Below are 10,157 nucleotides of genomic sequence, written 5' to 3'. Positions count from 1 at the left end.
CGTCGAACTGGTGCAACAGGGTGGCGATCTGCGGCTGACCATCCGAGGCACGCAAGACAGCGTGCTGATTGCCGGCTACTTCAACCTCGCTCCGTTCGAGACGCTGAGTATTCGTTTTGCAGACGGCGGGCTGTGGGATGCCCGCTCGGTGCAAGGCAAGCTGTCGGTCAGCGACGATTACCTGATGGGTACGCCCGACAGTGATGTGCTCATGGGCGGGGCCGGGCGGGACATTCTTGTGGGTACGAGCGGCGACGACACCCTGTATGGCGATGCTGGCGCGGACGTCATGGACGGCGGACTGGGCGCCGACACCTTCCTGTTCGGGCGAGGGGACGGGCAAGATGCCATCTTCATGTACAGCCAGGATGCCAGCGAAGACAGCCTTCGATTGGCTTCGGACATTGCCGTGCCGGATGTGGATGTTTCCCAGGAGGGCGGAGATCTGTTGCTGCGCATCCGGGATACCCGCGACAGCCTGCGCCTGGTTGACTACTTCAACATGAGCGCGCAAACGCGGCCCACGGTGGCTTTTGCCAGTGGCACTGTGTGGGACGGGCTGGCCATTGACCGCAAGATCAATGGCATGAGCATCAACGCCTGGGGGACCGGGGCTGACGATGCCCTCGAAGGTGGCAGTGGTGATGACATCCTGTCTGGCCATGACGGTGACGACACCCTGTACGGTGATGCCGGCAACGACGTGCTGGATGGTGGCATGGGGATGGATGCCTACCTGTTCGGCCTGGGCGATGGTCAGGACACCGTGCTCGCCGGGCCGCCGGCAGGCTTTGGTTGGGTAGATCGCTTGAGCCTGGGTTCAGGCATCGCCATGAGCAACGTCACGGTCTCGGCCGAGGCGGGCGACCTCATCCTGACCATCGACGGGCGCAGCGACAGCGTGCGCATTCGCGACTACTTCTACCAATACGGCATGGACCGTCCGCGGATCGAGTTTGCCGATGGCAGTTACTGGGATGGCTTGGCCATTGATCGCAAGCTGCAGAACAACGGCGACTATCTGCAAGGCTCACCCCTGGATGAAGTGCTGGACGGTGGCGCTGGCGACGACGTGATCGTCGGACAGGACGGCAACGACACCCTGTATGGCGATGCGGGGCAGGACTTCCTGGATGGCAGTGCGGGCGCCGACACCTATGTGTTTGGGCGCGGTGACGGGCAGGACACGATTGCTGCCGCAGCGAACATGTGGCCCGGGCCTGATCGTGATCGCCTGTTGCTGGGCCGGGGGCTGGGCATGGCCGACATCGACCTCAGCCAGCAAGGCGCTGACCTCGTGCTGCAACGCAAGGGCTCGACGGACAGCGTGCGCTTGCAATCGTATTTCGATGCGCCTCCCCCATACCGCATGAACATCGAATTCGCAGATGGCAGCGCGTGGGATGGCATGTCGGTCGATCGCCTGATGTCGGTAGCTGGTGGCGTGGTGCAGGCGTATCCGGATGGGGCTGCGCTGGTGGGCAGCCAGGGCCAGGACACCCTGATCGGCACGAATGGCGACGATCATCTGTTTGGCGCCGGCGGCAACGACTGGCTGGATGGACAGCTCGGTGTGGACACCTTCGAGTTCGGGCGCGGCAGTGGCAGCGACACCTTGATGACCATGGACAATGGTTCGTTGGATCAGCCAGACCTGCTGAATCTGGGTGCGGGCATCACGCCTGTTGACGTGGACCTTCTGGCCGATGGCAGTGATCTGGTGCTCAAGCTCACCGGATCGACGGATCAGATTCGCCTGGCAGGCTATTTCAACATCCTGCCAAATGGCCGTCCCCTCGTCTGTTTCGCGGACGGTGGCCTGTGGGACAGCCAGGCCGTGTTGAGCAAGCTTAATGCACGCAACGATTTTCTGGCCGGCTATCGCAGTGATGATCTGCTCGATGGTGGCGCTGGTGACGATACGCTGCTGGGCAACGACGGCCGCGACACGCTTTATGGCGACAGCGGCAACGACCTGCTGGACGGCGGGGCCGGGTCTGACACGTATCTCTTTGGTCTGGGCGATGGCGCGGACACCATGTTGGCCGATCCGGGCTATCAACAAGATCACGCCGATGCGCTGCGACTGGGTGCTGGCATTTCGATGGCCGATCTTGTGTTGAGTGCGCAAGGTGGCGATTTGCTGTTACAGGTGAGGAACACTGCAGACCGCGCCCTTCTGGTCGGCTATCTGGCGGAGCCACAAGTTGATCGCATGGCGATTGCGTTTGCCGATGGCTTCCAGTGGACGGGCGCCGACGTCAACCGCAAACTGCAGAACACGGCGGATACGCTGATGGGCACGGCCGGTGCCGATGGCCTCGAAGGCGGTTTGGGCGATGACATGCTGCAAGGGTTCGAGGGCCGAGACTTCCTCAATGGTGATCAGGGCAACGACCTGCTGGACGGCGGCAAAGGCGCCGACACGATGGCAGGTGGCGTGGGCAACGACAGCTACATCGTCGATGACCTTGGTGACCTCATCCTGGAGGCCAGCGGCGGCGGCGATGACCTGATTACCGCCAGCGTGGACGGTGTCAAGATGGCTGACAACGTCGAGCGGCTCAACATGGGCAATGATGGCGTGTTCAAGGCCTCCGGCAACGAGGTCAAGAACACCATGAAGGGCAATAGCCTCAACAACACCCTGTGGGGCTACGGTGGCAACGACAGCCTGGTTGGCTTGGACGGGGCGGACTCGTTCTACGGTGGGGCGGGAGATGACACCCTGACTGGCGGCTACGGCGGCGACAGCTACATGTACCAGCGAGGTGGTGGCAGCGATGTCATCCAGGACTACGACCCCAACAGCACCAACCTTGACAAGCTCGTCATGGAAGGCAACATCAGTGCAGACCAGCTCTGGCTGACCCGCTCGGCCAACGACCTGGTTGTCAGTGTCGTCGGCACGCTCTTCAAGGTGCGTGTGGCCAACTGGTACGTCAGTTCGGCGTACCGCGTTGAAAGCATCTCGGCCGGCGGCAAGACCTTGAGCTCGGGCAATGTCCAGCAGCTGGTCAACGCCATGGCCACGATGGCGCCGCAGCCTTTGGGGCAAACGACGCTGTCGGCGAGCTACAGCCAGAAGCTGGCGGGCGTGATGGCGGCGGTGTGGGGCTGAGCCAGCGCACGATCGCCTCGTCTCCTTCTTGCCGAACACCCTATTTGCGTGCCCTCAAAGGGGGTGCCCGATCGCATGGACTAAACGGGCGTTTGAAGCGATACTTTACCCACTGTAACAATTGGTAGGGCAATATGGCTGTCTCTGGTCCTTTTGGTTCTTCGCGTGTGGTCAAGCGTGGCGCGCAACTGGTGGTGTCTGCGGTGGGTCTGGCTTGCGGTCTGTTGGTATCCGGCGTGGCTGGCGCTGCTGACGTGGATGAGCAGTATCGCCAGGGGCTGTACCAGCGGGAAACGGGGCAGCCTTACTCGGCCATTGAGACGCTGGACTCGGTCCTTGCCGCCAACCCTGGCCTCAATCGCGTTCGCCTTGAACTGGCTGTTGCCTACTACCGCACCTTGAATTACGCGAAGGCGCAGGAGCATGCGCAGCGCGTGCTTGATGATCCCAAGACCCCGGAGGCGGTGCGGCTGTCGGTGCTGTCCTTCCTCAAGCAGATCGAGTTGGAGCAGCGTGCTGCCACGGCAGAGCGAAACAAGCTCGAACCAGCCGTGTCGGTGGGCTTGTTTGCTGACAGCAATGTCAACGCAGGCCCCGATACCGCCTTGTTGGGCAATGGCCTGGTGCTCAATGACAGCAGCCTGGCCAAGTCCGATTGGGGCTATCTGGCTCAAGCCAGCCTCACGCACACGTGGCAGTCCCAGTCCCCTGTGCGCATGGGTGAAAACACGGCCCGCTATGGCTGGACGACCCAGTTCAGTGGCTACCAAAAGACTTACAAGCGTTATGGCGAGTTCGATCTGGGGGTTTTGAGTGTCGCGACCGGCCCTACGCTGGTGATCGACAAGCTGGGGCGTGCCAACCTCAACATGCAGGCCGATTACCTGACGCTGGGTGGCGAGTACCTGGGTACGTTTTCATCGCTGTCACCTTCTGTGACCGCGCGTGTGGGGCGCGATGGCGAGTTGACGCTGGATGCCCAGTGGATGTATCGCAATTTCAAGCGTGAGGTGGATGAGGGGCGCAATGGCCACCAACAAGCCGTTGGCTTGAGCTATGGGCAATTGTTCCTGTCCGGGCGCCTGGCATTGCAAGGCGGCTACAAGGTCACCCGAGAGGACGCGGTGGATGAGCGTTTCAGCAACCGTGGCGATGAGGTTTTTGTAGGCGGTCGGTACAGGGCCTGGCAGGGCGGCGATCTGTTTACCCGTGCGTCCTGGCGTGTCAGCGACTTTGATGGTGCCGAGCCCACGTTTGGCGTGGCTCGCCACGAGTTGGAGCAGCGCTTCGAGCTGGGTGCCAGCCACCGGTTCCAGAGCGGTTTCCTGGAGAAGTGGCAGTTCGCCACCACGCTGACCCGCGTGACCAACAAAGCCAATCTGAGCCTGTATGCCTACACGCGTGACACCGTGTTCTTCACCCTTGGCCGCACATTCTGATCCGGAGTTCCATCATGAAGACATTCAAGACCCGTTCGAATCCATCCGCGTTGAGCGCGTTGACCCTGGCTGTGTTTGCCCTGGTCCATACTGGCGCATCGGCTGCAGCGTCTGACGAAGAGCTGAAAAAGACCAAGGTGTATGGCGATGTCAGCATTGCTGAAGATACGTCCAGCAGCTGGGGGCCTTGGAGCAATTTTGAACCGCCGGCGGCGGGTCCTGCTACGAGCACGAATCAGTCGATCGTTCGCTCGGTCGAGTTGTATCGTCCCCTGGCACAGCCGGTGGTCCCACCAGTCGAGTCGATTGGCCTGGGTTGCGCTGGTGGCAGCCTGTGTGGTTTCGGAGTCTTTTCAGGCAACGACTCCATGAACAACAGCTACACATCCGTGCCGCCACACGCCTGGGTGGCAACAGGCTCGATTACGCCAGCGGAGCAAGGTCTTTTGCCGACAAGTATCACGCTGAACATGAAGGCGCTGAGCGAGGGTGCGTCGCTTCTGATTCCTGATTCGGGCCCCTTGACCTTGGGTACTGACGACTATTACGACGCGGTCTACTCGGCGCCGAGCAGCAAGGTTTCTGGCTATGAGGTGTATGGTCACGCTGATGCGTACCTCAATGACATGGCTGAGCAAACGCTGGTCGCTGGCGTCAACATCAGTCAATATGTGCGCGGCGAATCGAGCGGTGAGTCGGAGTCCTACTCTTACCAGGGGCGATATGGTAGTGGCGTTTTGGGTTTCACTACGTCCGACGCAGACATGTCGGCATTGCGCGCCAATAACGCAACCGCCAGCTATACGGGGGGCACCCTTGACTCGGGTATGGGCTCTGTGCATGTTGACGTGCAGTTCGGGGCAGCAACCTGGCAGGCCACTTTCAATGGCGGCCAGGACGGCAAGGTGGGTTCTTACACCCCGTACGGCAGTACAACGCCCGTGTTGTATGGCAACGTGGGCTTTACCGCCGCTGGCACCATCAGTGGTGTGAACCTGCAGTCAACTTCGGTGGGCACCAATGATGTGGGCGCCTCGGTGTCCGGCTACGTGAGAGGGGCATTCTTTGGCCCTCAGGCTGCCGCGATTGGTGGGGTGGTGGACATCACCAAGACCATGCCTGCTGCGGCAGTGCAGATGCCGGCAGCCGCCGCGCCACAACAGGCACGGGTTGCATCGATGGTGGCAGAGCCATCTGGCTACACCAATGCCAGGTACGTGGCGCCTTTTGTGGCAGTGAATGACAAGCTGCTTTCTTCACGAGACGACAAGTAAGCAGCGCGTTCAATCGTCTGCGAATGTTGAGCCACCCTCCGGGGTGGCTTTTTCATGCCTGGCTTGAACGCAAGGTCAGTGCACCCGCCTTGCTCAACTGACAGGCCAGCAGCACCATGTCTGCAACGGGGGCGTTGCAGGCTTGGGCCCAGGCTTGTATCGACAGTGGTTCAGCCTGAAGCCGTGCCAAAGCGTCAGTCAGGCGGCGCATCTGTTCTGCACCGGATGGCATGGCAAAGCTGAACAGTGGCGTGCGCAGGGTGCGCAGCACATCGTCAACTGAATGCGTTGGGTTCCAATGCATGATGAACTGCGGTGAAACCTCGTGCGTGCCATAGCCTGCGAAGAGCCTGAAAGGGTCTTGCCGAGCGGGGTCAAAGCGAGGGGCAACGCTCAGGCGCAGCTTGTCTGCACCGCTCCCAGCCGCGTCTTTGCGCATGGCTGTTTGTTCGTTCCATAGCGAGATGTACTGTTTGAACACTTCGGCCCAATCAAAGTGCGCCGCAGCGTGTGCGCGCCCTTGTTCGCCCAGGCGCTGTCGCAAGTCAGGTTGTTCGATCAACTGCACCAGCCGTTCCACCAGCATCTGCATGTCCAGGGCAATGGCCTGGCCGCTCAGGCCGCTGTACATGTCGAAGTCCATGGCTGCAGTTTCCAGGCTGCTGGCCCAGCCGTCAGCTGCGCCGGCCTGCGGCATCCACGTGGGGATGCGAAAGCCGTCTACGCCGTCGCGCACGGTGTCCTTGTAGCCGTTCCAGTCGCTGACGACCACCGGTAACCCGGCTGCCATGGCCTCCACTGGCGTGAGCCCGAAGGTCTCTTGAACATTGTCCGCCAGCGAGATGAATACATCTGCTGCAGCCCAGGCCCACGGGCGGCGCTGCGCATCTTGTCCTTCAATGAAAATGGTGCGCACATCGGGGCAGAACTGTGCGGCGCCTTCCTTGAAGGCTGATTCGGCCAGCTCGCTGCCGAACACGCCGCATTGCACCAGCGTGATCGCTTGCCCTGTTTGTGCCGCGGCCGCTTGCAAGGCCACATACATGGCGTGCGGGTGGGCTTTGCTGTGAAAGGACAGTCGCCCCATGAACAGCATCACGACCTCGTCGGGTGCGATGCCCAGGCCTTCGCGCGCGGCCTGTCGTGTTTGCGGGGGGCGGTTGAAGTCGCGGGCATGCACGCCCAAGGGGATGACGGGTAGCTGCGGCATGGGTGGTGCCGCGTGCGTGCCCATGCGCCATTGAATGTAGTCGCGCTCTTGTGCCCAGATGCGCTCGACGACTTGTTTCGCCGCGGTGGATGTGCAGATCAAGGCATCCCATGGCATGAGTGGGGCGCTGACCATGTGCTTGATCGCGTCCATGGCCCAGTGGCTCGACAGCGTGTGCGTGACGCCACACAAGGCATAGGCTTGTGGCCCGACGCGCAGGCGCGTGCGCGCAGCTTCCGCCAGGCTGGGGTCGGGCACGTACAAGGTGCCGATGCTGGCCAGATCCGTCAACCGATTTGAGGGGAGCCAGTGGGCTTTGACGCGTGGGTCCAGCGCATTCACCGCTTCGGCAAACGATTGGGCAGAGCGTTGGTGCGGTGTGCAGGCAACGAGTGCGCCGCCATCGCAGGCTTGAACCGCTGCGCGCAAAAACGCGTGACCGGCCGCTTGACGCCCGACCACCGTCGTGCCCGACAGGGAATAGCCATCAGGCTCGTATTTGATGGCGGGTAAATCACGTGGCACGGCGTCTCCTCGAATGCCGTGTCATTGTCTGCGAATCAATTAGCCCCTCAAGCGGCTGTGTGCCGGCACGCTCGCCAGCAGAAATTCCATCTGATCGGCCACGATGCGCCGCCCGCGCAGGATCATGTCTTCGTGCAGGCTGGGCACGTAGGGCAGGTAATACAGCGACCAGGTCAGCTCATGCAGGGTGCGGTTGCCCTTGCGGCCGTTGCAGTTGCGACAGGCCGTGATGCAGTTCGTCCAGGTGTCCTGGCCGCCGCGCGAGGTGGGCACGATGTGTTCGCGCGTGAGGTGATCGAGGTGGAAATGGTGGCCGCAGTAGGCGCAGACCTGCCGATCGCGCGCAAACAGCTTGGGGTTGGACAAAGCCGGCTCATGGCGCCAGGCGCGGCTGGGTACGGCACCGTGCACGGCCACGATGGGGTGCAACTCCAGCCGGGACTGTTGCCCCGTTTTGCGCTGGATTCCGCCGCGCAGGACGATGAAGGGATCCCCCAGCGTCCAGGCTATATCGTCATTCGCATACAGGGCCGCCGCTTCCTTGGCCGACAGCCAAGCCTGCGGACGGCCTGACACGTCGAGCTGCAGCACGTCCATACACCCTCCAAAAGGCGATGATGCAAACAGGATAGTGCAGCTTGTGTGACTTTCTCAACCACTCGGGCATGTGATGGCCCCCAGCCGGTGTTGCATCACAACACATGAGGGTGCACCCCTAGTCCGGATGGCTTCAAATGGCGCGGGTGACGCAAGTTGGCACGCAATGCGGGAAATGCCACAAAAAAAAATTTTGGGAAGCGCACACAGTTGTCATCTTTTTTTGCAAAATAGCACGACCGTTCGTTTTATTCCGAGGAATGCCCTTGTCCGAATTGCTCCCCCACGACGCCAAGCCTGCCCCCGAGGTGGTGCGTGAGCGTGGGCGAGGCGCACACAAGGGGCAGCAAACCCGGGCCACCATCCTGGAGGCGGCGCTGAACCTCGCGTCCCAGATGGGCATCGAAGGGCTGTCCATCGGCGCGCTGGCTGAAGTAACTGGCATGAGCAAGTCGGGCGTGTTCGCCCACTTCGGCTCCCGCGAAGAATTGCAGATTTCCGTCATCCGGGAATACCACGAGCGTTTTGAAGAGGAAGTTTTCCGTCCTGCCATCCGTCAGCCCCGTGGGTTGCCGCGTCTGCGCGCCCTGTTTGACAACTGGGTGGCCAAAGTGGCGACGGAAATCGATTCCGGTTGCATTTACATCAGCGGTGCGGTTGAATTCGACGACCGTCCGGGCCCCGTGCGCGATGCGCTGGCCGGGATGGTGGTGACCTGGCACGGCTCGCTCGTGCGTGCCATCCGCATGGCCGTCGACATGGGCCATCTGCGCGCCGACACCGACCCGATGCAAATGCAGTTCGAGATCCATGGCCTGATCCTGTCGCTCCACCATGACGCGCGCTTCCTGCGCTCGCCGGACGCGATTGATCGGGCTCGCACCGCGTTCGAGCGCGTGCTCCAGTTCTATGCACTGGGGGCGCCGGTAACGTTGCCTGGACAGGCCTCGCCTTCGGGTGCGGCCACCGTCGGGGGGGCGAAAGCCCCTCTGACACCTGTTTGACCCCCCCTGTCGCCTGGCTTTCAAGATCAGGTTTTCTTGTTTAACGTGCTTTTTTAAGACCGAGGAGCTTCACGATGCCTTCCTACAATCCCCCACTGCGCGACATGCAATTCGTGATGCATGAACTGCTGGGCGCTGTTGACGAACTCAAGCAGATCCCTGCTTACGCCGATCTGGACGAAGACACCGTCAACGCCGTGCTGGAAGAAGGTGGCAAGTTCGCCTCCAAGGTGCTGGCCCCCCTGAACCTGGTTGGCGACAGCCAAGGTTGCGTGCTGAACAAGGAAACCCACGAAGTCAAGACTCCTGATGGCTTCAAGGATGCTTACAAGCAGTACACCGAAAACGGTTGGTCCGGCCTGAGCGCCGATCCGGAGTGGGGCGGCCAAGGCATGCCTCAGCTGGTCAACCAGGCCATCTATGAAATGAACAACTCGGCCAACCAGGCCTGGACGATGTACCCTGGCCTGAGCCACGGTGCCCACGCCGCCCTGGAAGCCCACGGTACCGACGCTCAAAAGAAGCTGTACCTGCCCAAGCTGACCTCCGGCGAGTGGACCGGCACCATGTGCCTGACCGAACCCCATTGCGGTACCGACCTGGGCCTGCTGCGCACCAAGGCCGAGCCTCAAGCTGACGGCACCTACAAGATCACCGGCGCCAAGATCTTCATCTCGGCCGGTGAACACGACATGGCCGAGAACATCGTCCACCTGGTGCTGGCTCGCCTGCCGGACGCACCTGCTGGTTCGAAGGGCATCTCCCTGTTCGTGGTGCCCAAGTTCAACGTGAACGCTGATGGCTCCATCGGTTCGCGCAACGGCATCTTCTGCGCCGGCCTGGAGCACAAGATGGGCATTCATGGCAACGCCACCGCCCAGATCGTTCTGGAAGAAGCCAACGGCACGCTGGTGGGCCAGCCTCACCGTGGTCTGATGGCCATGTTCGTGATGATGAACGGCGCACGTCTGGGCGTGGGCAACCAGT

At 61.6% G+C, this 10,157-nt stretch carries 7 protein-coding genes; 5 read left to right on the top strand and 2 right to left on the bottom strand.

Annotation, left to right across the window (positions count from 1 at the left end):
• The 3 genes from HY836_RS14720 to HY836_RS14710 form a co-directional block, all read left to right on the top strand.
• Window positions 1-3,121: calcium-binding protein (locus tag HY836_RS14720; RefSeq protein WP_290677274.1), on the top strand; the 3,121-nt coding region annotated here is incomplete at its 5' end.
• 134 nt (window positions 3,122-3,255) lie between these two features.
• The gene (locus tag HY836_RS14715; RefSeq protein WP_290677272.1) at window positions 3,256-4,560 is read left to right on the top strand and encodes a hypothetical protein; all 1,305 of its coding nucleotides are present in this window, start codon (window positions 3,256-3,258) and stop codon (window positions 4,558-4,560) included.
• A 14-nt stretch (window positions 4,561-4,574) separates the two neighbouring features.
• Window positions 4,575-5,834, top strand: a complete 1,260-nt coding sequence (locus tag HY836_RS14710; RefSeq protein ID WP_290677269.1) for a hypothetical protein — start codon at window positions 4,575-4,577, stop codon at window positions 5,832-5,834.
• Window positions 5,835-5,886: 52 nt separating this feature from the next.
• On the opposite strand, the gene HY836_RS14705 is transcribed toward HY836_RS14710, so the two are convergent.
• Together HY836_RS14705 and HY836_RS14700 are read right to left on the bottom strand one after the other, a co-directional pair.
• Complete coding sequence (locus HY836_RS14705; protein ID WP_290677266.1) at window positions 5,887-7,569, bottom strand: glycosyltransferase family 4 protein; 1,683 nt, start codon at window positions 7,567-7,569, stop codon at window positions 5,887-5,889.
• A 39-nt stretch (window positions 7,570-7,608) separates the two neighbouring features.
• Window positions 7,609-8,166, bottom strand: coding sequence for an HNH endonuclease (locus HY836_RS14700; RefSeq protein ID WP_290677263.1), 558 nt, complete (start codon window positions 8,164-8,166; stop codon window positions 7,609-7,611).
• A gap of 260 nt (window positions 8,167-8,426) precedes the next feature.
• Between HY836_RS14700 and HY836_RS14695 the strand changes: the two genes are divergently transcribed.
• Together HY836_RS14695 and HY836_RS14690 are read left to right on the top strand one after the other, a co-directional pair.
• Window positions 8,427-9,170 carry a TetR/AcrR family transcriptional regulator gene (locus HY836_RS14695; RefSeq protein ID WP_290677260.1) on the top strand — a complete coding sequence of 248 codons (744 nt, stop codon included), beginning with the start codon at window positions 8,427-8,429 and terminating at the stop codon, window positions 9,168-9,170.
• Window positions 9,171-9,244: 74 nt separating this feature from the next.
• On the top strand, window positions 9,245-10,157 hold a 913-nt coding region (locus HY836_RS14690), incomplete at its 3' end, for an acyl-CoA dehydrogenase family protein (RefSeq protein ID WP_290677257.1).

The sequence above is a fragment of the Aquabacterium sp. genome, from assembly GCF_016234775.1.
Taxonomy (GTDB): domain Bacteria; phylum Pseudomonadota; class Gammaproteobacteria; order Burkholderiales; family Burkholderiaceae_C; genus Aquabacterium.
This window is presented reverse-complemented; position numbering and strand designations above follow the sequence as displayed.